The sequence below is a fragment of the Mesorhizobium sp. 113-3-3 genome (genome assembly GCF_016756495.1).
Classification (GTDB): domain Bacteria; phylum Pseudomonadota; class Alphaproteobacteria; order Rhizobiales; family Rhizobiaceae; genus Mesorhizobium.
The window spans coordinates 1,486,345-1,512,538 of the sequence record NZ_AP023243.1; the positions used below are offsets into that span (position 1 = coordinate 1,486,345).

The 26,194-nt window shown below is 63.4% G+C and carries 32 protein-coding genes; 14 read left to right on the plus strand and 18 right to left on the minus strand.

The genetic code is table 11. The features are described 5' to 3' along the window. Positions 1-30 precede the first annotated feature (30 nt). Entirely contained in the window at positions 31-2,283 is a 2,253-nt protein-coding gene (locus tag JG746_RS07145; RefSeq protein WP_202357519.1) for a hypothetical protein, read from the plus strand. Between the two features lie 52 nt (positions 2,284-2,335). Here JG746_RS07145 and JG746_RS07150 read toward each other — a convergent pair whose 3' ends face one another. Beyond that, the gene (locus JG746_RS07150) at positions 2,336-3,091 is read right to left on the minus strand and encodes an SDR family oxidoreductase (protein WP_202357520.1); all 756 of its coding nucleotides are present in this window, start codon (positions 3,089-3,091) and stop codon (positions 2,336-2,338) included. A 49-nt stretch (positions 3,092-3,140) separates the two neighbouring features. Continuing rightward, the gene (locus tag JG746_RS07155) at positions 3,141-4,058 is read right to left on the minus strand and encodes a polyprenyl synthetase family protein (protein WP_202357521.1); all 918 of its coding nucleotides are present in this window, start codon (positions 4,056-4,058) and stop codon (positions 3,141-3,143) included. A gap of 78 nt (positions 4,059-4,136) precedes the next feature. Here JG746_RS07155 and JG746_RS07160 point away from each other — a divergent pair, with 78 nt between their 5' ends. The 3 genes from JG746_RS07160 to JG746_RS07170 all read left to right on the plus strand — a co-directional run bounded on the left by JG746_RS07160 (position 4,137) and on the right by JG746_RS07170 (position 5,904). Continuing rightward, positions 4,137-4,898 (plus strand): biosynthetic peptidoglycan transglycosylase, encoded by a 762-nt coding sequence (locus JG746_RS07160; RefSeq protein ID WP_202357522.1) that lies wholly within the window; start codon positions 4,137-4,139, stop codon positions 4,896-4,898. A 140-nt stretch (positions 4,899-5,038) separates the two neighbouring features. Further along, positions 5,039-5,221: a 50S ribosomal protein L32 gene (gene rpmF / locus JG746_RS07165; protein ID WP_008834724.1), complete on the plus strand. Its 183-nt coding sequence runs from the start codon at positions 5,039-5,041 to the stop codon at positions 5,219-5,221. 281 nt (positions 5,222-5,502) lie between these two features. Beyond that, positions 5,503-5,904 (plus strand): hypothetical protein, encoded by a 402-nt coding sequence (locus JG746_RS07170; protein WP_064981146.1) that lies wholly within the window; start codon positions 5,503-5,505, stop codon positions 5,902-5,904. Positions 5,905-5,908: 4 nt separating this feature from the next. On the opposite strand, the gene JG746_RS07175 is transcribed toward JG746_RS07170, so the two are convergent. The 3 genes from JG746_RS07175 to JG746_RS07185 all read right to left on the minus strand — a co-directional run bounded on the left by JG746_RS07175 (position 5,909) and on the right by JG746_RS07185 (position 7,363). Further along, positions 5,909-6,340 carry a GlcG/HbpS family heme-binding protein gene (locus JG746_RS07175; protein WP_202357523.1) on the minus strand — a complete coding sequence of 144 codons (432 nt, stop codon included), beginning with the start codon at positions 6,338-6,340 and terminating at the stop codon, positions 5,909-5,911. Between the two features lie 191 nt (positions 6,341-6,531). Next, complete coding sequence (locus tag JG746_RS07180; RefSeq protein WP_202357524.1) at positions 6,532-6,765, minus strand: hypothetical protein; 234 nt, start codon at positions 6,763-6,765, stop codon at positions 6,532-6,534. Between the two features lie 76 nt (positions 6,766-6,841). Further along, on the minus strand, positions 6,842-7,363 hold the full coding sequence (locus tag JG746_RS07185; protein ID WP_202357525.1) for a winged helix-turn-helix transcriptional regulator: 522 nt from the start codon (positions 7,361-7,363) through the stop codon (positions 6,842-6,844). 94 nt (positions 7,364-7,457) lie between these two features. Between JG746_RS07185 and JG746_RS07190 the strand changes: the two genes are divergently transcribed. From JG746_RS07190 to JG746_RS07205, 4 genes are all read left to right on the plus strand, one after another. Further along, positions 7,458-8,294 carry an alpha/beta fold hydrolase gene (locus JG746_RS07190; RefSeq protein ID WP_202357526.1) on the plus strand — a complete coding sequence of 279 codons (837 nt, stop codon included), beginning with the start codon at positions 7,458-7,460 and terminating at the stop codon, positions 8,292-8,294. Positions 8,295-8,413: 119 nt separating this feature from the next. Then, positions 8,414-9,070, plus strand: a complete 657-nt coding sequence (locus tag JG746_RS07195; protein WP_202357527.1) for a glutathione S-transferase family protein — start codon at positions 8,414-8,416, stop codon at positions 9,068-9,070. A 5-nt stretch (positions 9,071-9,075) separates the two neighbouring features. Continuing rightward, positions 9,076-9,411 (plus strand): ArsR/SmtB family transcription factor, encoded by a 336-nt coding sequence (locus JG746_RS07200; protein WP_137930819.1) that lies wholly within the window; start codon positions 9,076-9,078, stop codon positions 9,409-9,411. Continuing rightward, entirely contained in the window at positions 9,408-9,887 is a 480-nt protein-coding gene (locus tag JG746_RS07205; RefSeq protein WP_244730688.1) for an SRPBCC family protein, read from the plus strand. The genes JG746_RS07200 and JG746_RS07205 overlap by 4 nt, the downstream gene beginning before the upstream one ends. A 23-nt stretch (positions 9,888-9,910) precedes the next feature. On the opposite strand, the gene JG746_RS07210 is transcribed toward JG746_RS07205, so the two are convergent. From JG746_RS07210 to JG746_RS07225, 4 genes are all read right to left on the minus strand, one after another. Further along, positions 9,911-10,273 (minus strand): hypothetical protein, encoded by a 363-nt coding sequence (locus JG746_RS07210; RefSeq protein ID WP_244730690.1) that lies wholly within the window; start codon positions 10,271-10,273, stop codon positions 9,911-9,913. 78 nt (positions 10,274-10,351) lie between these two features. After that, positions 10,352-10,615, minus strand: coding sequence for an ArsR/SmtB family transcription factor (locus JG746_RS07215; protein WP_010911936.1), 264 nt, complete (start codon positions 10,613-10,615; stop codon positions 10,352-10,354). 31 nt (positions 10,616-10,646) lie between these two features. Next, positions 10,647-11,894: an MFS transporter gene (locus JG746_RS07220; protein ID WP_202357529.1), complete on the minus strand. Its 1,248-nt coding sequence runs from the start codon at positions 11,892-11,894 to the stop codon at positions 10,647-10,649. 92 nt (positions 11,895-11,986) lie between these two features. Continuing rightward, the gene (locus JG746_RS07225) at positions 11,987-12,181 is read right to left on the minus strand and encodes a DUF1192 domain-containing protein (protein ID WP_202357530.1); all 195 of its coding nucleotides are present in this window, start codon (positions 12,179-12,181) and stop codon (positions 11,987-11,989) included. 122 nt (positions 12,182-12,303) lie between these two features. Between JG746_RS07225 and JG746_RS07230 the strand changes: the two genes are divergently transcribed. The 3 genes from JG746_RS07230 (at position 12,304) to JG746_RS07240 (ending at position 14,693) form a co-directional block, all read left to right on the plus strand. After that, a complete protein-coding gene (locus JG746_RS07230; protein WP_202357531.1) occupies positions 12,304-13,314 on the plus strand; it encodes an NAD(P)H-quinone oxidoreductase in 1,011 nt (336 codons plus the stop codon). Positions 13,315-13,486: 172 nt separating this feature from the next. Next, a complete protein-coding gene (locus JG746_RS07235; protein ID WP_202357532.1) occupies positions 13,487-13,627 on the plus strand; it encodes a DUF1127 domain-containing protein in 141 nt (46 codons plus the stop codon). A gap of 373 nt (positions 13,628-14,000) precedes the next feature. Next, positions 14,001-14,693 carry a DUF1013 domain-containing protein gene (locus JG746_RS07240; protein ID WP_044548374.1) on the plus strand — a complete coding sequence of 231 codons (693 nt, stop codon included), beginning with the start codon at positions 14,001-14,003 and terminating at the stop codon, positions 14,691-14,693. A 62-nt stretch (positions 14,694-14,755) separates the two neighbouring features. Here JG746_RS07240 and JG746_RS07245 read toward each other — a convergent pair whose 3' ends face one another. The 4 genes from JG746_RS07245 to JG746_RS07260 form a co-directional block, all read right to left on the minus strand. Then, positions 14,756-15,475 carry a helix-turn-helix transcriptional regulator gene (locus JG746_RS07245; RefSeq protein ID WP_095201249.1) on the minus strand — a complete coding sequence of 240 codons (720 nt, stop codon included), beginning with the start codon at positions 15,473-15,475 and terminating at the stop codon, positions 14,756-14,758. Positions 15,476-15,542: 67 nt separating this feature from the next. Then, positions 15,543-15,950: a hypothetical protein gene (locus JG746_RS07250; protein WP_202357533.1), complete on the minus strand. Its 408-nt coding sequence runs from the start codon at positions 15,948-15,950 to the stop codon at positions 15,543-15,545. A gap of 67 nt (positions 15,951-16,017) precedes the next feature. Next, positions 16,018-16,608, minus strand: coding sequence for a DJ-1/PfpI family protein (locus JG746_RS07255; RefSeq protein ID WP_202357534.1), 591 nt, complete (start codon positions 16,606-16,608; stop codon positions 16,018-16,020). A gap of 84 nt (positions 16,609-16,692) precedes the next feature. Continuing rightward, on the minus strand, positions 16,693-16,860 hold the full coding sequence (locus JG746_RS07260) for a hypothetical protein (protein WP_019861634.1): 168 nt from the start codon (positions 16,858-16,860) through the stop codon (positions 16,693-16,695). A 288-nt stretch (positions 16,861-17,148) separates the two neighbouring features. On the opposite strand from JG746_RS07260, the gene JG746_RS07265 reads away from it, so the two are divergent. From JG746_RS07265 to JG746_RS07275, 3 genes are all read left to right on the plus strand, one after another. Then, positions 17,149-18,102: a ring-cleaving dioxygenase gene (locus JG746_RS07265; RefSeq protein WP_202357535.1), complete on the plus strand. Its 954-nt coding sequence runs from the start codon at positions 17,149-17,151 to the stop codon at positions 18,100-18,102. A gap of 125 nt (positions 18,103-18,227) precedes the next feature. Then, positions 18,228-19,718: an ArnT family glycosyltransferase gene (locus JG746_RS07270; RefSeq protein WP_202357536.1), complete on the plus strand. Its 1,491-nt coding sequence runs from the start codon at positions 18,228-18,230 to the stop codon at positions 19,716-19,718. Between the two features lie 31 nt (positions 19,719-19,749). Then, the gene (locus tag JG746_RS07275; RefSeq protein WP_202359569.1) at positions 19,750-19,929 is read left to right on the plus strand and encodes a hypothetical protein; all 180 of its coding nucleotides are present in this window, start codon (positions 19,750-19,752) and stop codon (positions 19,927-19,929) included. Between the two features lie 27 nt (positions 19,930-19,956). On the opposite strand, the gene JG746_RS07280 is transcribed toward JG746_RS07275, so the two are convergent. From JG746_RS07280 to JG746_RS07300, 5 genes are all read right to left on the minus strand, one after another. Beyond that, positions 19,957-20,670: an SGNH/GDSL hydrolase family protein gene (locus JG746_RS07280; RefSeq protein ID WP_202357537.1), complete on the minus strand. Its 714-nt coding sequence runs from the start codon at positions 20,668-20,670 to the stop codon at positions 19,957-19,959. 83 nt (positions 20,671-20,753) lie between these two features. Next, on the minus strand, positions 20,754-21,491 hold the full coding sequence (locus JG746_RS07285; protein WP_202357538.1) for a DUF899 domain-containing protein: 738 nt from the start codon (positions 21,489-21,491) through the stop codon (positions 20,754-20,756). 166 nt (positions 21,492-21,657) lie between these two features. Next, complete coding sequence (locus tag JG746_RS07290; protein WP_202357539.1) at positions 21,658-22,683, minus strand: class I fructose-bisphosphate aldolase; 1,026 nt, start codon at positions 22,681-22,683, stop codon at positions 21,658-21,660. A 128-nt stretch (positions 22,684-22,811) separates the two neighbouring features. Next, positions 22,812-24,008, minus strand: coding sequence for a phosphoglycerate kinase (locus JG746_RS07295; protein WP_202357540.1), 1,197 nt, complete (start codon positions 24,006-24,008; stop codon positions 22,812-22,814). 156 nt (positions 24,009-24,164) lie between these two features. Then, the gene (locus JG746_RS07300) at positions 24,165-26,048 is read right to left on the minus strand and encodes a potassium/proton antiporter (protein WP_202357541.1); all 1,884 of its coding nucleotides are present in this window, start codon (positions 26,046-26,048) and stop codon (positions 24,165-24,167) included. Positions 26,049-26,194: the final 146 nt, after the last annotated feature.

The following is a 26,194-nucleotide window of genomic DNA, read 5'->3' on the forward strand; positions in this document are numbered from 1 at the left end:
AAATAACAATTAGCAAGAAGGGGGAATGTCATGAAGCAGTTTCCACCTCAGCGCGACTACAGCTCGCTTTCGGTTCGCGATCTAATTGAGGCGCGTGACGCCTACCATCTCCACCTGTCTCATCTGGTAAATGTGACGGCAACTGCCATCGGGCGATATCGCATCCATGAAGACGATTGGTATGCCGCCCATTCTCCAGCCGAAGAGAAGCCGAAGGATTTCAAGCCTGTCACCGAAGCCAAGACGCTCTACAATACAGTGATAAGGCCGTGGTCCTGGCCATGCGTACAAGTCTTCGTCGACCGCTGGGTCGACCGCGCCGATTTCGGCCGGAACCCCGATCAGATGGTACCTCGGGCGCTGTTCCTGCCGGACGGGCGTGTCATCCCGACCTGCACCATCCTTGTCGAACGCCAGGATGCGCCAGCCGGAAGCGACGATGCACCATCCTTTCCCAACGGCCTGATCGGCGGAGGCTTCCTGCTGACGGCAAAAGTACAAGGGACGGATCATTTTGGCTCGGTCGGGTGTCTGGTCAGTGACGGCCGCGCAACCTTCGCGCTCACCAACCAGCACGTCGCCGGCCGTCCGGGGGACAAGGTCGCGACCATCTTGCGCGGCGATCGTGTAGACGTTGGCGTATCGGCTGATGGGTCAATTCGCAAAAAGCCTTTCCAGGAGGTCTATCCGGGATGGCCGGGAGCCCGCGCAGTCACAAATCTTGATGTGGGTCTTGTCGAAGTTGATGATGTCTCGATGTGGACCTCGCAGATCGCGGGCCTCGGCCCGATTGGCGCGCCGCTCGACATTCACGCCGATAACATCACGGTCGATCTGATCGACAGTGAGGTGCGGGCATTCGGAGGGGCTTCCGGGCCGCTTGCCGGCAAGGTCGCGGCGCTGTTTTATCGCTACAAATCGATTGGCGGTACCGATTACGTGTCCGACCTGCTGATCGCCCCCGACCGTGGAATGACGACGCGTCCCGGAGATTCCGGCACGCTGTGGTGCGTGTCGGATCCTGATGCGGAAGGTGCCGATCCTTTGCGTCCCATGGCGATTCAATGGGGCGGACATGTCTTTGTCGATCGCGGCCGCAGCAGTGTGGCCCAAGGACTTGCACTGGCGACTTTCGTCAGCACCGTCTGTCGCGAGTTGGACGTGGATGTTCTGCGCGGGATCAATTCCGGATTGCCCGAGTATTGGGGGGATGTCGGCCACTACACGATCGGAGCCAAAGCCTGCCAACTGATCGATGATCCCAATCTTTCCAAATTGATGATGGCCAATATCGACCGCGTCGCCTATGGCGATGACAATATTGCCGCCAAGTCGTTTACGACCGCGTCACAACGGCGCTTCTCCCCGCTTGCCGATGTGCCGGACAAAGTATGGAAGCGCCCTGGCAGTCCCGCCGCGAGGGGAAATCACGAAAATCCCAATCACTTTGCCGATATGGACAAGCCCAACTCGCGCGGCCGCACTCTGCTCGACCTCACCAAGGGCCGTGGTGGCCGTACCGATCCGAATATGGTGACCGTGAAGGTTTTCCAGGACTACTATGACGACATTCATGACCGCTCTCGCGGCCTGCTGCCGTTCCGTGTCTGGCAGTTTTACGATATGATGGTGCAGGCGGCCAAAGCGGGAGACGCGGTGGGTTTCGTTGCCGCAGCAGGCGTCATGGCTCACTATGAGGGCGACAGCTGTCAGCCGCTGCATATCTCCTACAAGTTCAACGGTGATCCTGATCGGAAGGATCCTGCGACCGGCGAGATTTTCGGCCACGAGGTCCATTCGGCCTATGAGTCCGACATGCTGCGCTCGCATGCGCCGGAAATGCTGGCGCGCCTTAACACCCTGCTCGGCATTGCGCCCGGCCGGCTCGGATCGCACGGCTTCCGGAAATTGTGCCAGTCCGGTCACGACGCCGCGGTGGCCACCGTCGACGTGATGCGCACGGCCTTCGAAACCATCTCGGTCGACGCGATCATCGAGACCTATGTTCGAGACAAGAGCCAGATGTGGAGCGAGTTCGGCGACAAAACCGTCGAGCTGCTGGCCGAAGGGGCGCGCAGCCTGGCCATGATCTGGGAAAGCGCATGGAAGCAGGGCACAAACAAGATCACCGATCTGGGGCCTGTCGACCTGGACAAGCTCGCGGATCTCTATGAGGACAAGAACTGGGCGAAATCGATGACGCTGGACGAGATCGGCCCGACCCTCAAGGGTGGCCCTGGGCCGGCGCCGGTCGGAGGCACACCCAGAAGAAAGCGCCGATAATCCACTGGCTTGCCCGGCCCGGCGACACCATGACGATCATGCGGCGCGGCGATCAGATCGATGCGGTGATGCCGCCATCGACATAGAGGATATGGCCGTTGACAAAGGACGAGGCATCGGAGGCCAGGAACACGCAGGCTCCGACCAGTTCCTCCACCTTGCCCCAGCGGCCGGCCGGGGTGCGCTTTTCCAGCCAGCCGCTGAAGGCCGGATCGGCGACAAGGGCTGCATTGAGCGGCGTGTCGAAATAGCCGGGCGCGATGGCGTTGCATTGCAGGCCGTATTTCGCCCAGTCGGTCGCCATGCCCTTCGTCAGGTTGCCGACCGCGCCTTTCGTCGCCGTGTAGGGCGCGATGCCGGGGCGGGCGAGTGCGGTCTGGACCGAGGCGATGTTGATGATCTTGCCACGGCCGCGGCCGATCATGTGACGTGCAACCGCCTGGCCGACATGGAAGACGCTGGCGACATTGGTCTGCAGCAGCCGCTCGAACGCATCGGCGGGAAAGTCTTCGAGCGGTGTGCGGAATTGCATGCCGGCATTGTTGACCAGTATGTCGATCGGCCCGCTCGACAGCTCGAAATTGTCGATAGCGGAGCGGACCGCGTCGTGGCCGGTCGCGTCGAAGACAAGCGTTTCCGCTCCGGGGATCTGCGCCGCCGCGGCGCCGAGCTTCGACGCGTCACGACCATTGAGGATGACGCTGGCGCCGGCTTGCGCCAGGCCCTTGGCCAGAGCGAAGCCGATGCCTTGCGACGAGCCGGTTACGAGCGCTCGGCGCCCGCTGAGATCGAACAGATTGGCCGACATCGAAGAGGATCTCCCTTTTGTCCACCCGCACCGACATCGCGGGCCGCACTCAACTGTTGCGCGTCGCGACGAAGGTCGCCGCCTCCTTCAGCAGCGCCGCCTTGTCACCAAACGGATCGAGCAGCGCGTGGGCCTGCGCGACAAGGCCGTGCAGCTGGCTGCGCGCCCAATTCGCACCGTGCAGCGCCACCAGCGTTCCCTTGCCGGCGGCGGCGTCCTTGCCGGTCGCCTTGCCCATCTGGCTGGCGTCGGCGGTGAGGTCGAGCAGGTCGTCCGCCAGCTGGAAGGCAAGGCCGATCGCCGAGCCGAACTCGGCCAGTCTTTCGCGGTCCTCGGCCGCGGCGCCGGCGATGATGGCGCCGGCCTCGCAGGCGAAGCGGATCAGCGCGCCGGTCTTCATCGCCTGCAGCGTTATGATGCCCGCCTCGTCGGGCGGCGTCTGCTCGGCCTCGAGGTCGAGCTTCTGGCCGCCGACCATGCCGCCGGCGCCGGCCGCACGGGCAAGCGCCAGCACCAGGGCTACCCGCCGCTCCGCCGGCAGCACGGTCGCCTCGCCGGCGACGATGTCGAAGGCCAGCGTCAGCAAGGCGTCGCCAGCCAGGACCGCGGTTGCCTCGTCGAAGGCCTTGTGCACGGTCGGCTGGCCGCGGCGCAGATCATCATCGTCCATCGCCGGCAGATCGTCATGGATCAGCGAATAGCAATGCACGCATTCGAGTGCCGCCGCGACGCGCAGTGCCGCTTCGCCATCGGCGGAAAACAGGGCAGCACTTTCCATGACCAGGAACGGGCGCAGGCGCTTGCCGCCGTTCAGCACGCCATGGCGCATCGCCGCCATCAGGCGGTCGGGCCGCGCGATCTCGCCCGAAAGCGGGCGATCGTCGAGCAGGCGCCGTAGCAGCGCCTCGACGGCCGCCGCCCGCCTGATGAGGGCCATCTCGAACGCCATTTCGTCGTCATTCGTCATGATCGGGAGCGGTAGCCGACACTCAGACGTTGCGCAAGAAGGCAAGCGCCATTATGCCGGAGCGAGGAGAAGCACGGGTTGGGCGGCTTGGCGGAACCGATCGTCGATCATGAGACCGAAAAGCTGGACATGGCGACAAGATCGCGCGGCTTGAACCGCCGCAATCTTAGGCGCTGGGTCCGGCGCTGCCTTGTCGTGGCCGCCGTGCTGGCGCTCATCCCGACAGTGCTGACCTTCCTTTACTTGCCGTCCTTCGTGCATCCGGTGTCGACGCTGATGCTGAAGGACCTGGCGACCTTCTCCGGCTTTGACCGGCGCTGGGTGTCGATCGACGATGTCGCCCCGGTTCTGGCCCACTCCGTCATCATGTCGGAGGACGGGCAGTTCTGCTTCCACCGCGGCGTCGATCTCGGCGAATTGCGCGGCGTTGTCGACGATGCGCTGGCCGGCGAGGCGACACGCGGCGCCTCGACCATCACCATGCAGACGGTGAAGAACCTTTTTCTGTGGTCACGGCCGCTGGGCTCGGTGCGCAAGGTCGTCGAACTGCCGCTGGCCGTTTATTTCGACGCGGTGATGTCGAAGCGCCGCATCATGGAGATCTATCTCAACATCGCCGAATGGGGGCCGGGTGTTTACGGCATCGAGGCTGCGGCGCAGCATCATTTCGGCATTCCGGCAAAACAGCTGTCGCGGAGGCAGGCCGCACTTCTCGCCGTCACCTTGCCCAATCCGATCGCCCGCAATCCGGCAAAACCCGGGCCGGGCTTGAGAAGGTTGGCCAATCTGATCGAGAGGCGCGCCGGCCGTTCAGGCGCCTATGTCGGTTGCCTCGAGTAGCCGACACAAAAAAATTCACTGCAGTGCTGGCCAAAACGGTGTCAGGCGTGTATAGGCACCCGACTTTCTCAGATTTAGGCCCCGACATGGCCCTTTCACGAGGGCGGGCGGGGCTTTTGACCATGTAGTGGAGCATATCCATGGCCGTTCCGAAACGCAAAACCTCTCCGTCCAAGCGCGGCATGCGCCGCTCGGCCGACGCCCTCAAGGCCCCGACCTATGTCGAGGACAAGAATTCCGGCGAAATGCGCCGTCCGCACCACATCGACCTGAAGACCGGCATGTATCGCGGTCGCCAGGTGCTGACCCCCAAGGAAAGCTGAGACCAGCTTTTTTGAACGGTTGAGTTACAAAGGACCGGCCTTTGGCCGGTCTTTTTGCGTCTGGCAGCCTGATGGCCGGGGCCTTGGTTCAGCCTGCCGTATCACCGTCGCGCGCTGCGCACCGGCTCGTTCAACCGCTGAGCCTCCGTCTCGCTTGCTCGATGTCGGCTGACATGGTTGTTGCATCCGGTCTTCTACCGTGTTTGCGGCTTCACACGAAAAATCTTGACGGCGTGGCTGTGGCGCATTCTACAGAAGGTGCCCCCATATGGAGACGCCAGATGTTCGGTGCCGTCCCGCTTTTGATCGTGCCTTTCATTCTCTACAATCTTGGGCTGCTCGGAATTTTCGGCGGCGGTGACGATCCGTGGGCGAGCGAGATCTTCTCGTTCCGCATGATGTCGGGCGGGGTGTTCTCGATGACGCTCGGCGATTTGATGATCCTGATAGGGCTGATCTTCCTGTTCCTCGAAATGGTGAAGTCGGCGCGCACGACCAGTGCCTCGATCATGGACCATCTCCTGTCGACGCTGGTCTTCGTCGCCTTCCTGGTCGAATTCCTGCTGGTCAAGGGCGCGGCGCATTCGATCTTCTTCACGCTGATGATCATCGCGCTGTTCGATGTGATGGCCGGTTTCGCGGTGTCGATGCGGTCGGCAAGCCGGGACATCAACCTCAACTAAGCACTCAGCCCGGGTCGGCGGTGAAGCCGGCGGCCTCGATGCCAGCGATGGCCGCGGCTTCGTCATTGTCCGAGGTGTCGCCTGAAATGCCGATGGCGCCGACAATAGTGCCGGCCTTGTCGCGGATTAGCACGCCGCCGACGACCGGCAGCACGCGTCCGCCCGACACGTCGGAAATGCCGGCGACGAGATGCGGGCGCTCCTTGGCGAAGGCCTCAACCTTGCGCGAACCCATGCCGATGGCCAGCGCGCCATACGCCTTGCCCGCCGACATTTGCGGACGCAGGAACGAGGCGCCGTCCTGGCGCTGGAAGGCGACCAGATGGCCGCCGGCGTCAAGCACCGAGACGCCCAGCGGCTTGAGCTTGAGATCGGCGCCCTTGGCGAAGGCGGCGTCGATGATTTGCCTGGCTTTTTCGAGCGGCAGCGCGGTCATGGCAGTCTCCTGTTGGAAGGGGACAATCATCGGCGGTCGGCCGGCCGAAACAATCCCGGTTTCAGTTGAAATTGCTTCTTGTGAAGCGTTGGGATGAAGAGCCTCTGTCGCCAGGAAGGCGCCGTCGAGCGGCTGGCTTGACGAGCAAGCATTGCCGGCAGGGTCAGGCCGGGTTGCCTGGACGCAGTGCGCTATTTCTTCTTGGCGCGGGCAGGCTTCTTGGCGGGCGCCGACGGCGCGTTGGCGAGGTCTTCGGCTTCCTTGGCCAGCCGCAGAGCCCGCAACTTGTCGGTCTTTACCTTGCGGGCGTCGCTCTCCGCGGCATATTCGGCCATTGCTTTTTGGCGGACCGTGGCCGCCTCTTCCTGCTTCTTGAAGCGCAGATCGGCGCGCGCGCGGGCGGCATCCCGAGAGTTCTCAACCAAGACCTTATCCAATCCCGTGAATTGTGGTTTCCGCTTCTTCTAGCAGAGCCGGCCTCTTAACGGGGAAAATAGTTGGTCAGGCAGCCGGGCTGGCGCCGGGAGCCTTGCTGGCGACCACGGCTTGAAAGGCGGCCTGCAGGGTCGCGCGGACAGAAGGACCGGATGCCGGGTCGAGCGGCATACCCAGATGCTCATGGCGCAACTCATCCATGAATTTCTCCCACATTGGCGGTCCGCCCTTTTCCAGCAACTCGGCGCGGATCGAGAGTTCCTCGCTGGTCGGCAGCCAGACGCGGCCCCAGGCGCCGAGATGGGCGAGAATCGGCACCAGCGTGATGGCCATCTCGGTCAGGCTGTAGATCGCCTTCTGCTTGTGACTGGGATCGTCGGCCTTGGTCAGCATCCCCAATTCCATCAGCCGCTTCAACCGGTCGGCGAGGATGTTGGAGGCAATGCCTTCTATCGACCCGTTGAGCAGTTCGCGGAAATGCCGCTTGCCGCCAAAAATCATGTCGCGAAGGATGATCAGGCTCCAGCGGTCGCCGAACACTTCCAGCGACAGGTTGATCGGGCAGCCGGACCGGCGATCGAGGCTCATTCGATTCTCTCCACGCAAAACCAGTTGCATTATCGTATCAGTTTTATTATGGTGCAACCGATTGCAAAATGCAATCAGATTAGGAGACTGCGTGATGACGACGATCAATCGCCCCGAGATCAAATCCGAAGCCTTTGGCGATCCTGAAAATCCCCCGCTGCTTTTGATCATGGGCGCGATGGCCTCGATGCTGTGGTGGCCGGAGGCGTTTTGCCGGGAGCTGGCGGATACCGGCCTGTATGTCATCCGCTACGACAATCGCGATACCGGCCGTTCGACCAAATATCCGCCGGGCAAGCCGCCTTACACATTCGACGACATGGCGGATGATGCGATCGGTGTGCTCGACAGCCATGGCATCGGCAAGGCCCATGTGATTGGCATGTCGATGGGCGGCATGATCGCGCAACGCGTGGCGCTCAAGCACCCCTCCCGCGTCGCGTCGCTGACGGTGATCAGCAGTTCGCCGGTCGGGATGGACACTTCGCATCTGCCGCAGACGACCGATGCCTATATCGAGCATTCGGCCGCCGGCGCCGATGTCGACTGGTCGGACCGCCGCCAGGTGATCGATTTCATGGTCAAGGATGCCAGGGCGATCGCCAGTACCGCACATGCGTCCGACGAGGTCGCGATCAGAGCCTTCATCGAGCAGGATTACGACCGCTCCGACGGGTTCCTCAGCGCGACCAATCATTTTTCGCTCAAGGGTGGCGATGAATGGAAGGGCCGCTTGCCGGAGATGACGGCGCCTCTGCTGGTCATCCACGGCACATCAGATCCGATCTTTCCGGTCGAGCATGGCGAGGCGCTGGCCGAAACGGTCGCCGGCGCAAAACTTCTTCGCATCGAGGGCGGCGGCCATGAACTGCATCCGCAGGACTGGCCCGGCATAGAGGCCGCCATCGTCGCGCATGTCAGGTCGAATTGAGACCTGACGAACGGTCTTGACGAACAAGGCATGCCGCAATAGTTAAGTAAATGCTTCAGTGTTGGACGGGCGGGCGCCTAGGTCCCGCCGTCGACGAACCACGAACAGAAGAGCAAAGAATGTCCCTGACGCTGCATTTCCACCCGCTGGCCTCTTTCTGCTGGAAGCCGCTGATCGCGCTCTATGAGAACGCCACCGCCTTCAACCCGGTCATCGTCGATCTCGGTGACGAGCACTCGCGCGCGGCCTTCCTGAAGATATCGCCGAGCGGCAAGATGCCGGCGCTGCGCGACGATGCGCGCGACCGCACGGTGCTGGAATCGACCATCGTCGTGGAATATCTGGCCGCGTACTATCCGGGGCCGGTCGAGCTCGCTCCCGCCGATATCGACCTGGCGCTAGCGGTCCGCCAGGCCGACCGCTTCTATGATTTCTATGTGCAGGAGCCGATGCAGAAGATCGTAGGCGACCGGTTGCGGCCGCAGGACAAGACTGATCCGTTCGGCGTCGAGCAGGCGCGCGAGCAGCTGCGCAATTCCTACGCCATCATCGAAGAGGAGATGCAGTCGAGGACCTGGGCGGTGGGCGACGCCTTCAGCCTGGCCGATTGCGCGGCGTCCCCGGCGCTTTTCTATGCCAACAAGGTCGAGCCGTTCGGCGACAAATATCCCGCCGTGAAGCGCTACCACGACCGCCTGCTGCAGCGCCCCGCCTTCGCCAGGGTGATCGAGGAGGCGCGGCCATACTTCAAGTTCTTCCCCTACAATAACGGCTGACCGCGATGCTGCACGATCCCGCCCAGCTCGACCTGATGTTCCAGGCGCTTGCCGATCCGGCGCGGCGGCAGATGGTCGACCGGCTGTCGCGCGGCCCGGCCTCGGTCAGCCAGCTGGCCGAGCCGCTGGCGATGTCGCTGTCGGCTGTCGTCCAGCATCTGAACCTCCTGGAGGCGAGCGGCCTGGTGCGTACGCAGAAGGTGGGGCGTGTGCGTACCTGCCAGATCGAGCCCAAGGCGCTGAGGGCGGCGGAGCACTGGATCAACGAGCGACGTCTCTCCTGGGAGCGCCGGCTGGATCGGCTGGGCGATTTTCTGGCTGAAACCAAAGACGAAACATGAAGGAGACCGCAGTGAGCCAACGATCCGTCGTCCATTCCACCTTTGTCGTCGAGCGGAGCTATCCGGCGACGCCGGCGAAAGTCTACTCGGCATTCAGCAATCCTGATGCCAAGCGGCGCTGGTTCGTCGATCCCCATGACCCCATGCCCAGCCGGCATGAAATGGACTTCCGCGTCGGTGGCAAGGAGGTCAATGCCGGCTGCCCGAGCGATGGGCAGATGCATTTTTTCAATGCGGTCTATCAGGACATCGTGCCGGACCAGCGCATCGTCTACAGCTATGAGCTGCTGTTCGGCGAAACCCGCGTCTCTGTGTCCCTGGCGACGATCGAGTTCCTGGCGGAAAGCGGAGGCACGCGGCTCGTGATGACGGAGCAGGGTGCATTCTTCGACGGCCATGACACCTCGGCCACGCGTGAGCATGGAACGGGCGAACTGCTCGATGCGCTCGGCGCGGCGCTCGCAGCGGAGGCCTGATAGCTTTCCCGGGGGCACGCGGCCTAGGGCGTGATCACCTTCTCGCGCCCGTCCGGTTCGACCATTTTGAGCCGGGTTTCCGGTCCGGCCGCATCGAGGATGATGTAGCTCTTGTCGTCACCGCCAACGAAACTCAACCCTGCGCTGGCGGTCGACGCACTGATCTTGACGGATGGCTGGCCACTTTCGGTGATCAGACGAAACAGCACGGTTTCGGCCTCGCCGGCTTTGGCCGGCAAAACGGAAATGCTGGAACGCACCCGGCCTTCGCCGTCGACGATCTCAAGTCCGCTGCCGCGCAGCATGCCCGCGCCGTCTTGCGCTCTCGCCGGCAGGATCTGCATCAGCCCGATCCCCGCCAGTAAAACCAGATTGGTCGCGGTCAAAGCGGCAAGAATCGCGTCACGTCGCATCGATTGTTCCTCCCGGCATGAAATCAATCCGCGTTGCCTCGCAGAGCGCTGCTAAGCTTCCCAGAATTGATCGAGCCAGATGTTCAGTCTCAGGAAGCCGGCATTGCTTACCGTATAGACGCGCCGCGTGCCTTCGGCCTTGGCGTTGACCAGTCCGGCGTCGAGCAACACTTTCAGATGCTGTGATACGGCCGGGCGTGAGACTGGCAACCCGGCCGCCAACTCGTTGACGGTCTTCGGACCGCGTCGAAGTTCTTCCAGAAGGTGGCGCCGATTGGGGTCGGCGATCGCCATGAAGGCGTCGGAAAACATCATGCCTCATTTGTGAGGCAAAGTTTTTCGAATCTCAACTGTCTGCTTCTGCTTTTCTTCTTGGATCAAGCCGCAATGCTTCCGGCGTCACGGAGCGGTCGGCCGGCTGCGTCTTGAAGGCGTCGCGATCGCCGATCGGAACCGGAGCACGGCGGCTGATGCGCAGCAGCGTGTAGCCGGCCAGCGACAGATGCGCGAAGGCGGTCGCCAGGAACAGGCCCTCCGGGCGCATCCAGCCCATCAGCGCCGCCGCCAGCAAAGGCCCGATCATAGTGCCGAAGCCGTAAAGCAGCAGCAGTCCGCCTGACACTTTGACGAAGTCCTCGGCACGGGCGTGGTCGTTGGCATGCGCCACGGCGATCGAATAGAGCGTGTAGGCGAAGGCGCCGTAGGCGGCGGTGAAGACGATGACGAAGACGCCGGAGCGCGGCTCGAAGAGGAAGATCAGAAGCGCGAACAGCGCCGCGCCGAAGGCTGCGCCGGCCAGCACGAAACGCCGGTCGGTCTTGTCGGAGAGACGCCCGGCCGGCAGCTGCATGGCGGCGCCGGCGACGACGACAAGGCTCATCATCAAGGCGATTTCGGCGGTGGAAATGCCGATGCGAGCGCCGTAGACCGCACCCAGCGTGCCCCAGGCGCCGTTGGCGATGCCGATCAAAAGGCAGGCGATCGCCGACACAGGGGAGTTGGCGTAGAGCCCCTTGACGTCGAGCTTGACGTCCTGCAGCGGCTTGGGGTGCGACGCTGTCGAAACCGCGGTCGGGATCAGCGAGAGGCAGAACAGGATGCCGGTGATCATGAACAGCGACGCGGATTTCACGTCACCGCCGGCGACGATCATCTGTCCGCCCATGATCGAGGCGTAGGTGACCATCATATAGAGGCCGAAGACAGTTCCGCGGTTCTCGTTGGTGGCTTTCTCGTTCAGCCAGCTTTCGATGACCATGAAGGCGCCGGCCATGGTGAAGCCGGTGAAGGCGCGCAGCAGGATCCAGACATATTCATCGATGATCAGGCCGGTGAGCAGGGCCACGATGGCTCCGGACGCGGCAAAGGCGCCGAAGGCGCGCACATGTCCCGCGCGGCGCACGATGCGCGGGGCAAAGAAGCAGCCGGTGACGAAGCCGCCGGCCCAGGCCGTGCCCATCAGGCCGAGCGACGCGGTGGAGAACCCTTCCACCTGGCCGCGCAGGGGCAACAGCAGCCCATGCAGGCCAGATGCCGCCAACAGGAAGGCAGTGCCGCGAAGCAGGGAGAGGATCGGTCGGTAGGATGCGAGCATTTTTTGATCCGGCTGGACTCTGAAAGGGATGGCAGGGTCTGAAGACAGTCGCATTCCGGCTTTTCAGCGGCGAGCCGTCCCGCCCCGGTCCTCTATCCGCGGCGGAAAAGTGCTTCGGCGGCCGATTTGGTGTTGTCCTTGGCCTTGAGCTCCGCTTCCAGCCTGGCGATTTCTTCGCGCAATATGCCGATGCGCTCCGACAGCTCGCCGACGGAAAGCAGCGACAGATCCTGCCCGATCTCGTGCGGACGCGCCTTCTTCTTGGGTTCGTCGTTGAAGATCGCCATCGTTGCTCCTCCTCCGCCACACCAGATTGGCCATTTGCCTGATTTGGCAATGAGCATACATAGGGCAAGGGTGTGGATGCAAACAGCCGGTAAGAATGCGGCGAGGAAAGACGGGAAACTTCATGGCGAGCGGACAGAAAATTCCGGCAAGGATGACGGCAATTGCAATCTCGGAGCCGGGTGGTCCACGGGTGCTGAAACCGGAGACGCGCGATGTCCCTTTGCCCGGCCCCGGCGAGATCCTGATCAAGGTGCATGCCGCCGGCGTCAACCGGCCCGACGTGCAGCAGCGCAAGGGCGCCTATCCGCCGCCGCCCGGCGCATCGGACCTGCCGGGCCTCGAAGTCTCGGGCGAAGTGGCCGCGCTTGGCGACGATATTTCGCGTTGGCGCATCGGCGACCGGGTATGCGCGCTGACCCCCGGCGGCGGCTATGCCGAATATGTCAAGGTTCACACCGGCAGCGTGCTGCCGCTGCCCGCCGGCTTCACCCATACGGAAGCAGCGGCCGTGCCGGAAAACTATTTCACCGTCTGGCACAATGTGTTCGAACGCGGGGGTCTGAAGAAAGGCGAGACGCTGCTGGTGCATGGCGGCTCGTCGGGCATCGGCACGACAGCGATCCAGCTCGCGTCGGCCTTCGGCGCCTATGTCATCACCACTGCTGGCAGCAAGGAAAAATGCGACGCCTGCCTGAAGCTCGGTGCCGACCGCGCGATCAACTATCGCGAGGAGGATTTCGTCAAGGCGGTCAAGGAGGCGACGGACGGCAAGGGCGCCAATGTCATCCTCGACATGGTCGGCGGTGACTATGTCCAGCGAAACTATGAGGCCGCCGCGGTCGAAGGCCGCATCGTGCAGATCGCCGTGCAGGCCGGCGCTGTCGCCAGCGCCGATTTCTCCAAGATCATGGTCAAGCGGCTGACCCACACCGGTTCGACGCTGCGGCCGCGCACCGTCGAGTTCAAGGCGGCGATCGCGGCGGCGCTGGAAGCGCAGGTCTGGCCGCTGCTCGGCACGCGCAAGGTGGCTCCCGTCATGGACATGATCTACCCGCTCACCGATGCCTGGCGCGCGCATGAGCGCATGGAGGAAGGCGAGCATATCGGCAAGATCGTGCTCGACGTCGGCTAGGACGGCATCACCTGAATCTCGGCGCTTCCGCCCCCTGCCTACAAGATGAACAGAAGCTTAATGGTGCAATGCAGCATTTGCATCATTGCTATGCAAAATCGGCCGTTCAAGTCCTCATCGATGATCACTATCTGTGCAGCATCGAAACGAACACCCCATCAGGAGGACCACCATGAACCCGATCCGCGCTTTCCGTAACTGGCGCATGTACAACGAGACCGTGCGCGAACTGAACCGTCTCAACGCACGTCAGCTCCACGATCTCGGCATCAACCGCGCCGACATCGAACGGATCGCCCGCCAGGCGATCTGACATCAAGCACGACCCGGCCGCAGGGCCGGGCTCATGCTGAGAAGTAGAGCCGTCGCAGACGTTTCCCGTTTCCGGTTCCGAGCCCGCTGGACCCCGTCCAGCGGGTTTTGTCTTTTTGGGCCGCAGGCAATTGCAGGGTCGCGCGCAGCACTTCCGCGGCCTGCTCAAAGTGCCCGTCCCCTTGGCTGACGACGCTGGCGGCCTAGCCTTTTGAACGCGCTTGCCGGTTCCCGAACGCATCGGGGCAGCCGCGCCTCCAAAAACATTGCGAAACAGCAAGGGAACGGTTATACAGGCCGCGAATTTCCCATTTTGGTGGCTCTAAACCACCGCCCGCGCGGGAACGCGGGCGAACGAGAAGGATTTTTCTAAAATGGCCAATACGCTGCTGATGCCCAAGGCGACCGCCGTCTGGCTGGTCGACAACACCGCGCTCTCCTTCGAGCAGATCGCGCAGTTCTGCGGGCTGCATCCGCTCGAGGTCAAGGCGATCGCCGATGGCGAATCGGCGCAAGGCATCAAGGGCATGGACCCGATCATGACCGGCCAGCTGACCCGCGACGAGATCGCGCGCGCCGAGAAGGACCCGAACCAGCGCCTGAAGCTTTCCGACCCCAAGGTGCGGGTGCCGGAATCCAAGCGCAAGGGTCCGCGCTACACGCCGCTGTCGAAGCGCCAGGACCGGCCGAACGCCATTCTTTGGCTGGTGCGCAACCATCCCGAACTCAAGGACGCGCAGATTTCGCGTCTCGTCGGCACCACCAAGTCGACGATCGAGCAGATCCGTGAACGCAAGCACTGGAACTCGGCCAATCTGCAGCCGATGGATCCGGTGACGCTGGGTCTCGCCTCGCAGATCGACCTCGACATGGAAGTCAACCGCGCCTCGCGCGGCCGCGAACAGGCGCAGCCGGTCGGCGACACGCTGCTGCCGGCGGCCCTGACCGAGCGGCTAGTGCCGGCTCCGGAAAAGCCGAAGGACGAGGATGCCGAACTCGACGCCAACGCCGTGTTCGCCAAGCTCTCGGCGCTGAAGTCGAAGAACGAAGACGCCGACGACGAATAAGGTCCAAGACAGACCGACAAAAAAGCCCGCTTCGAGCGGGCTTTTTTGTTCCAGACACAGTCTCAGCTTCGCGCCACGCGGTCCGGCGCCATGCCATAGTCCTCGCTGCGCTCCACGGCGCGGTAGAAGTCGGCGAGCTGCTTGCCCCGCTCCGGCTTGAAGATGCGGCCGGCGATCACCACCGAGGCGATGCGGTCGATGCGAAAGGCGCGGAAGTCGTCGCGCATCTCGCACCAGGCGACCAATGTCCATACCTTGCCCCAGAACCACAGGCCGAGCGGCCTGATGTCGCGCGCGGTGCCGCGGCCGGCCTCGTCGCAATAGTCGATGGTCAGCACCTGGCGCTTCTCGACGGCGCGCTCGATCAGGTCGATCGCCTCACGGGCGGCGTCGCTGACCACCCACATCGGCGTGTGGATCTCGGTGCGGGCGATGCGGTCCTTTTCGGCGTCAGGCAGCACGGCGCCGATCTTGACCAGCGCCTCGTCGGCGGCCCGCGCCATGGCGGCGCCGCCAAAGGCACGCACCATGCGCGCGCCGGCAACCAGCGCCACGATCTCGTCACGGGTGAACATCAGCGGCGGAAGGTCGAAACCTTCCCTCATCATGTAGCCGACACCAGCCTCGCCATCGATCGGCACTCCGGTCGATTGCAGGTCGGCTATGTCGCGATAGATGGTTCGCTCGGAAACCTCGAGCCACGTGCCGAGCTTCTGGGCGGTGACCAGACGGCCACCCCGCAGATGCTGCACGATCTGAAAGAGCCTGTCGGCGCGGCGCATCGTTTGCTTCCCCAGTATTGTTGCTGGAGCGGCTCCTGGACCGGAGCCACTCCCAGACGACGTGCAATTACGGTTTCAGTCCTTCGCGCTTGCGCTGCGCGGCGACAAATTCCGCGCCAAAGGACAGTTTCTTCGTTGTCGGTGTCTTCGCATCAAGTACGCGCCAGAAGGGCGTGACGTCGTTCAGCGTCATGCCGCGCTCGAGGTCTTCCCTGGCGGCTTCGGCAACCGTGCGCAGATGATAGCCGATGGTCACCGGACATGTCACTTCGGCGCCGTGTTCGATGGCAAGAGCGGTGCGCAGCGCGCGGATATCCATCTCGACGCCTTTGGGAATCGAGCGGATGAAATCGTCGACCTGGCGGGCGGTCGGCACCAGCATAGGCTGGCCCTCGACCACGTCACCCACCGTGCGCGGCGTTGGTTTCACGCCGTTGATGCCGGGCGTGTTCAGCCTGTCGTTCCAACTTTTCATCGGTCGTTCTCTCGGGCCGGCCATGCGCACTATCTCACCATCGCACGTCCCTCCTGACAGCATACTGTCAGGAGGCTTCAGCATATTCCCTGGCAAACAGCGTCCGCATCTGCGCGAGATCGCCGCTTCTTTCGGGATAGAGCGTCTTCAGAAAGGCAAGGGCAAAGGTGCCTGGCGCCGAACCCGGCGCGGACACGATCCTGCCGTCGGCGACCGCATGCGGCACGTCCTGATAGTTGCCGTCGCCCGCATAGCCGGCTTCGTGTCCGTTGATCCAGTCGCGGCCATTGCTGGTATGTTTGGCTTGTTCGAATATGCCGGCCCGGGCCAGCGCCAGCGTACCGGCGCAGATGCCGCCGACGACACCGCCGCGCGTTGCGACGGCATTGAGCAATTCGGCGACATCCGGCGGCGCCTTGCCCGCCCAGTGGTCGGAACCGATGACGGCGACTGCGTCCAGATCGGCATTCTCGTCGACGCCGGCCGCACGGTCGGGCGTCAGCCGAAAGCCGCTGATTCCGGTCACCGGCTTGCCTTCTGGCGTCAATGACACGGCACGGGCGCCGAACCATTCAACCGCCGAGGCGGCCAGCAAGCCATATTCCCAGTCGGCAAAACCCTCGATGAAAAGGAAGCCGATTGTCTTCTGATCGGGCATAAGCTCGCTCCGTCCCCCAGCGCGCCGCAACTATATCTGGGCATTGGCGCGCCCATGTCCAATATCAATGTCGAAAAATTCGCCTCAATTGCCGCGGGAGCGACGTTCCGCGTACATATCGGGCCAGCCGATGTCCTTGCGGATGTCGGCGGGCAGCGCGTTCATGAAACGCTGCGTGCGAATTTCGTTGCGCATGGTGCGAACCTTGCCGACATAATGCTGCATGCCGCGCAGGATGGTGAAACCGTTCATGGCTATTCTCCTCTCTCTAACTGGAGGCAGTATCGCACACCCCTCCTGACAGCAGTCTGTCAGGAGGATGGCAGGGCGCGTGACGATCGTTCCGGCCGGCGGAAATTGTCCTCGGACCGTGACCTCCGACCAATTCGGGAGCGGCGGATTGTTCACTTTCTGTATGTCGTCGGAGACGGAATTGTTCAATCCACGGCGACGGACTGTCCGGATAGCCGGCCTTCAGCGAAGCGACCGCAGTTCTGATATGGAAGGAGAAAATTCTTCCCCAAAACCAGGGAGACGACCATGAGCCTGCAACTGACAGGAATCCACCATCTGACCGCCATCACGGCCAATGCGCCGGGCAATCTTCATTTCTACACGAAGGTGCTAGGCTTGCGACTGGTCAAGAAGACGGTGAACCAGGACGACACGTCGGCCTATCATCTTTTCTATGCCGACGGCGAGGCGACGCCAGGCACCGACCTGACCTTCTTCGACTGGCCTGTTGGCCCCGAGCGGCGCGGCACCCATAGCATCGCGCGGACCAGCCTCAGGGTCGGCAGTCCAGAGAGCCTTGCCTGGTGGAAGCCGCACCTGGCCGGCGAAAATATCCCGACAGGAGACATCGCGGACATCGGCGGCTATCCGTCGCTGGATTTCGAGGATCCTGAAGGCCAGCGTCTGCGGCTCGTCAGCGATGGCGGCAAGGGCGGCAGCCATCCCTGGGCGCAAAGCCCGGTGCCGGCCGAGCATCAGATCCGCGGGCTCGGGCCGATCGTCATTAGCGTTCCGGACATCACCAACACCGAGGCGGTGCTGACCAGGGTGATGAACATGCGCAAGGGTCGCGACTATGCTTCGCCGGATGGCGAGGGCCAGGTCCATGTCTTCGAAATGGGCGCCGGTGGACCGGCAGCGGAGCTTCATGTCGCCGTGCAGCCGAGGCTCGCTCCCGCAAGGCAGGGCGCCGGTGCGGTTCACCACGTCGCCTTCAGGGCGCCGGACCAGGAGACGCTTCATCAATGGACCGCCCGTCTGGCCGAATTCCGCCTGCCGTCGAGCGGCGAGGTCGAGCGCTATTATTTCCGCTCGCTCTATTTCCGTGAGCCGAACGGCATCCTGTTCGAGATCGCCACCGACGGTCCGGGCTTCACCGCCGACGAGCCGCTGGAGACACTGGGCGAAAGCCTGGCCCTGCCGCCGTTCCTCGAGCCGAAGCGTGCCTCGATCGAAGCCGGCCTCAAGCCGCTGAGGTAGATCCCTGCGCAAGGGCGAGCCGCCACGGCCTGGCATCGTGGCGGTTCGCATGAACTTTGACAGCCGACCCTGATGCTGGTCAAAAAGGGCGGCATGTCGAAACTCCGCGCGCCCGTTGCCAGGCCATGATCCTCAGCCCGTCGATCAAGCAGATCGGTTGGGTCGGTTTGGCGCAGCGGGGCGATTCCCAGGCGTTGGCCATTCTGGCGCTGGCGGCGATCTCGGCTTCGCTCGCTTTCCACAACATCGACTTCCCATACGGGATACAGCCGGACGAGCCGATCAAGGTGGCGTTTGCCGCAGGTCAGCAGCACAATTACGCACACCCTCCCTTGTTGATCGTATTGGCCCGCTTCGCGGGATGGCTTTCCGGCGCGTCGAACGAACATGACTATTTGCTGGCCGGCCGCAGTGTCAGCGCCGTGGCCTGCGTCGCGGCAAGCATCCTCTTCTACATCGTCTTGCGGCGATACGCGGACGGCATCAATGCCTTCCTGTGGGCCTGCATTTTTGCGGTCTCGCCAGCCATCGCGGTTCACGCGCATTACTTCAAGGAAGATGCCGTCCTGGTCTTCGCCCTGTGTGCCGGGCTGCATGCGCTGGTGCGGCTGAAGGAGCAGGTCAGCACAGCCAATCTGGTCTATTTCGGATTTGCGCTCGGCCTCGCCGCAACGGCGAAATATGTGGGCGTCGGCAACAGCCTCGTTCTTTTCATCGTGGCGATTGTCCACTGCAGGCTCAGCCTCAGACAAGGCATCGTCATTGCCGCCACGAGCCTGCTCACGGTGGTCGCCATATTCGGCGTATCGCTGCTGACCGAGACCGCAAGCGGGCTCTCGACGGTGATCCAGGGCCTTGGCTCGGAACTGATGCACGCGAAAACGGGCCACGACCTCAAGGAATGGTTCTGGGAAGGCTATGGGCTTACGCATTTCCGCTACCATCTGATCCCCAGCCTCACCGGCCCGACCGTGGCGATCGCCCTTGGGGCGATCGCTGTGGCCGTCGTCGCCGACCGCGACAGATATGTCGCCGCCTATGCGGGCGTGGCCTTCATCTGGCTTTTCCTGCTCGAACTCTCGCCGCTGAAACTCGTCGGCTTCATGCGTTACGTCCTGCCGGTCGTTGTCTATCTGCTGCTGGCCGCGGGCATCGCCTGTTCCAGGTCGATCGGGCCGCGGACCAGGTCGCTGACGATCGGAGTTGGGCTTGTCGCCATGGTCGCGAGCGCGCATGCCGGCATGGCCTATGTCGCTAATCTGGACCGGCAAACGGATACACGCTTTGCGGCGATGCGCTTCCTCGAGACGCAAGGCGTCACGCATTTCCGGGTGGACTTTCCAATGGGAGAGCCGGCACCGGAAACCAGGGACTACCGCGATCTGTCGTCAGCCGATTTCCTCGTATCGTCGAAATTTCAGCGATATCTGCGCGGCGGAGGGCTGAGCGCGCAAGACCCGAGAGTATACGAGCTTGCCGGCATGTTTCGTTGCCTCGACAGCCATGTCGCGGCGCAATTTTCAAAGCCTTACGGCGACTATGGCTATGTCGCCCCAACGGTGAGGATCTATGATCTGCGCAATGCAAGATCCTGCGTCCTCGCAAACGGGTCGTAGGGCCTCAAACTCATTTTGACAGCCGGCGACGTTGCTGATCAAAGGCGGCATGACGAAACTCCTCGCCCTTGTCATCATCGGGTTCATGGTCATCCAGCTGATCAAACCGATCGGCTGGCCGGGGCTCAAGCGCCGCGGCGACTTCTGGAAGCTGGCGCTGCTGGCCATGGCGGCAATCTCGCTGGCCGCCGTGCTCGGGCATTTGACATAGCCAGCAGGCCGCACCGGCCGTCGGTTCTCAGCTGGCCAGAACCATGCCGACGAGATGTTCCGCCCAGGCGCGGTAGCCCGCCTCCGAGGCGTGGAAACCGTCCGAGGCGAAACCCTGTTCGGGATTGGTGATCGGCAGGCGTGGCGCCGGCACGGCGCCGCGCTCCAGGCAGAGCCGTTCGCCCATCCGGTTCATTGCGGTGGCGCGGATCTCGAGGATCTTGCCGAGCAGTGGCGGCATGGCCGGCGCCCGCGTGAACTCCAGCACCGGCGACCACACCACGCGGGCCTCCGGCCATTTGGCGCGCAGGCCATAGAGCAGGCCGCCGAACTCCTTCTTGAAGCGTGGCACGGAATGAAAATTCTTGGTGTCGTTGGTGCCGATGGCAAGCACGATATGCGTCCACGGATCGGCGGAGAGGTTGGGCAGGACATGATCGCGGATCTGGCCCGATGTCGCCGAATTGAAGCCGGCGGCGCGCCAGCGCACGGCACGGCCGGTACGCCGCGCAATCAGCATGGCGAGTTGCGCGGCAAGCCCGTCCTCGGAATTGCCGATGCCGACCGAGGCAGCCGAGGAATCGCCCAGCACCAGAAGTGAGATGTCAGGCGCCTTGCCCGATATTTCGTGCATGACCGGCCCCTGCGCCGGCAGCATGCGCGTGGTGCGGCGGCGCACGCCGAGCCCCTGCCAGACATAGACGGGGAAGGCGAGCCAGGTGAGAGGGGTGGGAAAACGCATGGCGACACCGTTTGACGATCGGTGGCAGGCTTAGCGCAAGTTTCGGCCGCCGTGAACGGATCCCTGGATTGCAGGCCAGTGCCCTAAGGGTATACGTCTTCCTGCCGCGACCTGTTTCCATATTCATCGTGTAGTCGCACCCAGTCCATGGAGGTCCTGTAAGGGCCGGTTTCGTCTCGGCCTTTCGGGGCAATGTCGAGATATTGATAGGCGCCGATGAACTGCTCGCTGCCGCGGGCGCGTGACATGAAGGTCAGGAAGATGTCGCCGGTCTCGTTCTTGTGGAAGACGGTGGTGCCCGGCAGGTCTTTCGACGTCAGCACAGGCGTTTCGAAATTGTAGACGGCTTCGCCGGATGCGATCTGCCTGTCGGTGAATGAGACCTGCATGTCGAAGTTGAAGTCCGAGGCATAGGAAGAGACCCAGTCGAACTTCCAGCCCATGCGCTGCTTGTAGGGTAGCAGCTCGGCGAGCGGTGCCCGCGATACAGAGACAAGCGACACATCATGATGCCTCAGATGCTGGTTGGCGCCGTCCATGTGGTCGGCGACGAAGGCACAGCTTTCGCAGTGATGATTGGAACCTGGCGCGAAGACGAAGTGATAGACGATCAACTGGCTGTTGACGCCAAACAGGTCGGCCAGCCGCTGCGGCCCTTGTTCGGTCTCGAAGACATAATCCTTCCTGATCTTCAGCCATGGAAGCTCACGCCGCTCAGCCGCAACGCGCTCACGAAGCCGCGTCAGTTCCTTCTCGCGGATCAGATGCGCCTTGTGCGCCTGGAACCAGTCTTCGCGTGAAACGACCTTGTTGCGATGCATGAACCTCTCCGTGTCTCTCACCCCCAAGGACGTTCGGGATGAGCGCAAACCGACATCGCTGCCGGCAACACCCAGAGGAAAATAGGAATGAGGAAGGTCTTCCCCAAATCACAGGTAACAAAAACCCGGGCGCATTGGCCCGGGTTTGAAGGGAGACGAACTGGGATCAGGCGGCCTGTTCGAGGCTCGCCTTCCATTCTCCGAGCGCGGCCAGGTAATTCATGTGGGCGCGATGGGTGAAGGCGGCCTGGCCGGCGGCGACATTCGACGCCTTGCCGCTCCATGCCTTTTGCGGGGCGGCCTGCAGCGCGCGGCCATAGGAGAAGGTCAGCTTCCACGGGTGCGGGCCGATGGCGTTGATGGCGTTGAGGTTGGCGGTCGCTTCCTCGTCCTCCTGGCCGCCGGAGAGGAAGGCGATCCCCGGCACCGCCGCCGGCACCGTCTCGCGGAACAGTTTTATGGTCATCTCGGCGACCTTTTCGGGGGTGTCCAGCGTGCCCGACTTCTTGCCCGACAGCACCATGTTGGGCTTCAGGATCGTGCCTTCGAGCACGACGCCCGCCGCATGAAGTTCATCATAAAGCTTGATCAGCGTCGCTTTCGAGACGTCGTAGCAGGTGTCGATGTCGTGGGCGCCGTCCATCAGCACTTCCGGCTCGACGATCGGCACGATGCCTGCCTCCTGGCAAAGGGCGGCATAGCGGGCGAGCGCATGGGTGTTCGCGCTGATCGAATTGACCGAGGGCACGCCCTTGGATTTATCGATGTCGATCACGGCGCGCCATTTGGCGAAGCGGGCGCCGAGCTTGTAGTAGTCGGCGAGGCGCTCGCGCAGGCCGTCGAGCCCCTCGGTGATGGTGTCGCCTGGAAAGCCGGCCAGCGGCTTGGCGCCGGCATCGACCTTGATGCCAGGGATGGCGCCCGATGCCTTGATGATGTCGACCAGCGGCGTGCCGTCGGCGGCCTTCTGGCGGATGGTCTCGTCATAGAGGATGACGCCGGAAATATACTTGGTCATCGCGTCCTTGGCGCGGAACATCATCTCGCGATAGTCGCGACGGCTGTCGGCCGTCGATTCGACGCCGATCACGTCGAAGCGCTTCTTGATGGTGCCGGAGCTTTCATCGGCGGCCAGCAGGCCCTTGCCGTTGGCCACGATCGCGGCGGCAATGTCTTCGAGACGTTCGCTCATCATGCTTCTCCTGAAAGGGGTTCGTTCCGCGCTTAACGGAAGTCTACCGCCAAAGGAATGGCATCGGAAAGCTCGAATCGATTGAAAGTCTCGGGCGCCGTCCGCCGCGTCGTCGATCCCGTGGGGCCTTACTTCTTCAGCACGTCGACGCCGGGCAGCGGCTTGCCTTCCATCCATTCCAGGAAGGCGCCGCCGGCGGTCGAGACATAGGTGAAGTCGTCGGCGACGCCGGCATGGTTGAGTGCCGCCACCGTATCGCCGCCACCGGCGACGGAGACCAGCTTGCCGGCCTTGGTGCGCGCGGCCGCATGTTTTGCCGCCGCCACCGTGGCGTGATCGAACGGCTCGATCTCGAAAGCGCCGAGCGGGCCGTTCCACACCAGCGTCGCGGCACGGTCGATCCATTCGCCAATCGTCTTCACGGTCTTTTCGCCGACATCCAGGATCATGCCGTCGGCCGGCACGTCGGAGATGGCGACGGTCTCGCAGGCGGCGCCCGCCTTGAATTCCCTGGCGACGACGCCGTCGACCGGCAGGATGATGGCGCAGCCGGCCTCGGCCGCCTCGATAATGATCTGCTTGGCGGTGGCGGCAAGGTCATGCTCGCACAGCGACTTGCCGACATTGGTGCCGCGCGCGGCAAGGAAGGTGTTGGCCATTCCGCCGCCGATGACCAGCGCGTCGACCTTCTTCACCAGGTTCATCAACAGGTCGATCTTGGTCGAGACCTTGGCGCCGCCGACAATGGCGACGACCGGGCGGACCGGATTGCCGAGGCCCTTCTCCAGCGCCTCGAGCTCGGCCTGCATGGTGCGGCCGGCAAAGGAAGGCAACAGATGCGCCAGCCCTTCGGTCGAAGAATGGGCGCGATGCGCCGCGGAAAAAGCGTCGTTGACAAAGATATCGCCATTGGCGGCGAGCCTTTCGGTGAAGGCCGGATCGTTCTTCTCCTCGGCCTTGTAGAAACGGGTGTTTTCCAAGAGCAGCACGTCGCCCTTGTTCATGGCCGCGACGGCACTTCCCGCCGTGTCGCCGACGCAATCCGAGGCAAAGCCGACGGGACGGCCGAGCACCTGCGCCGTCGCCCTGGCGATCGGCTCCAGCGAGAATTCCGGCGAGGGGCCATCCTTGGGCCGGCCGAAATGGGCGAGCAGGATGACCTTGGCGCCCTTGCCGGACAATTCGGCGATGGTCGGCGCGATGCGCTCGATGCGGGTGGCGTCGGTGACCTTGCCGTCGGCGACGGGAACGTTGAGGTCGACCCGCACCAGCACGCGCTTGCCGCTGATGTTGCCGATATCGTCTAGTGTCTTGAAGGCGGCCATGCGGGTTCCTTTCCCTTGAGAAATCGCCGGGACCATACCTCGCATCAATGACGATGCAAGGCTTGAGCCGGGGTGGGAGTGAAAATTTGAGGCGGGCGGGAACATAGTCCGTGAAGATCGCCCCACGCCGGTGGGCAGGGGCAACGATCGCCCTTGTCAGCTTCCGGTCGTTGCCTTCTCAACCGGCGGCTCGGGGGTGTCTTCGGCCTGTGCTGCCGCTTCCTGCGTCTCGGTCGGTTTGCGCCAGTTGCGGATGAAGGCGCTGAGACGGTCGCCCATCTCGCCGGCGCTGAGGAAGACTGGCACCCGCGCAACCGGCGCGGTCGGCTCGAAGGAAAGGCCGAGACCCGTGATCCTGCCCTTGTCGTCGACATCCCTGACGATCAGTTCGATCGAGCCGATCAGCACACGGTCGGCATATTCGGCATGGCCGCCAAGCCGCGCCGTGACCAGCGCGCCGACGGTGAGCTTCTGCTCCGCCTCTGTCAGGCCCGGCGTATAGGCGGCTTCCAGCTCGGCGGCGGAGCGCGCCGGGTCGACGGCGAAGGCGCCGAAGAAATCGGCGTCTTCCGGGTCGACCACCGCGCGACTGGCGAACAGCTTGTCGAGCAGGCGCGGATAGCGGTCCGGCACGAAGATATAGACCTGGTCGCCGGCGGCGAGCCGCCCCATGTCCTGGAAGCGCATCGAGCGCCCGTCACGCAGCACCAGCGAGGGCCGTGCCCAGCGCGGAATGCGCTCGCCGCGCGCCACCGGGCTGCCATGCGCCACGCGATAGGCGAGAAGCTCGTGATGGGCGGAGCCGGGGAGTTCAAGCTCGACCTTGTCCAGCGGTCCGAGGCGCGCCGGTACGATGAGGCCGAGGCGACGCGCCAGCGGCCCGACCGTCCAGCCCTGGATGACCAGCGACACCAGCACGATGATGAAGGCGGCGTTGAAGATGGTGCGGCCGTTTTCCAGCCCGCCGAGCAGCGGGGTGATGGCGAGCAGGATCGAGACGGCGCCGCGCAGGCCGACCCAGGAGACGAAGGCGACCTCGGGGCGCGGCAGGCGGAACGGGATCAGGCAGAGCCAGACCGCGATGGGCCGCGCGACGAACATCAGGAACAGGCCAAGCGCGATCGCCGGCACCATGATCGCGGGAAATTGCGAGGGGGTGGCGAACAGACCGAGGATCAGGAACATGATGATCTGCGCCAGCCACGACATGCCGTCCTGGAAGCGCTTGAGGATGGTGACGGCGCGGATGTCGGAATTGCCGGCGATCAGGCCGGCGATATAGACCGCCAGGAAGCCCGAGCCGCCAATGGCGCCGGCGGCGGCGAAGACCATCAGCGACAAGGTCAGCACGAAGATCGGCAGCAGGCCGTGGTCGAGATTGAGCCGGTCGACGAGGCGCACGATGGCGAGGCCTCCCAGCACGCCGACAATGGCGCCGAGGCCCATATTGACGAGGAAGCCGAGGATCAGGCTGGTGACCAGGACGTTGGTTTCGGGGTTGGCGTGGGCGGCGATGACCTCGACCAGTGTGATGGTCAGGAAGATGGCGATCGGGTCGTTGGTGCCGGATTCCACTTCGAGCGTGGAGCGCACGCGTTCGCGCAGATTGATCTCGCCGGCGCGCAGCAGGAAGAACACCGCCGCGGCGTCGGTCGACGCGACGGCGGCGCCGAGCAGGAAGGATTCCAGCCAGCTCAGGTCAAGCAGATAATAGGCGGCGGCACCGAACAGGCCGGTGGTGAGAAGCACGCCGAAGGTCGCCAGCGACAGCGCCGGGCCCGCTGCCTGCCGCAAGGCGTTGAGCGGCGTGCCGAAGCCGGAATCGAACAGGATGACGGCGAGAGCCAGTGAGCCGGCAAAATAGGCGATGCGGGCATTGTCGAATTCGATGCCGAGGCCGTCGGTTCCGGTGGCAAGGCCGATGCAGAGAAAGAGCAGCAGGAGGGGGGCGCCGAAGCGGAAGGCGATCAGGCTCGAAAACGCGGCGGCGACAACCAGCGCCGTGCCGACCAGCGTGACGAGATAGATCGCATGCTCCATCCGTGATTTGCCCCTCGAATTCCTGCCGCATGACCCCGAAATCGAGATCGATTTCGGAAAGGATCATGCGCCAAATCAAAAGTGTTACAGCGTCCTTTGCGCGTCCGAGGACGCGCGGCGCTGTAATGTCTTCTCGCTTTACGGGA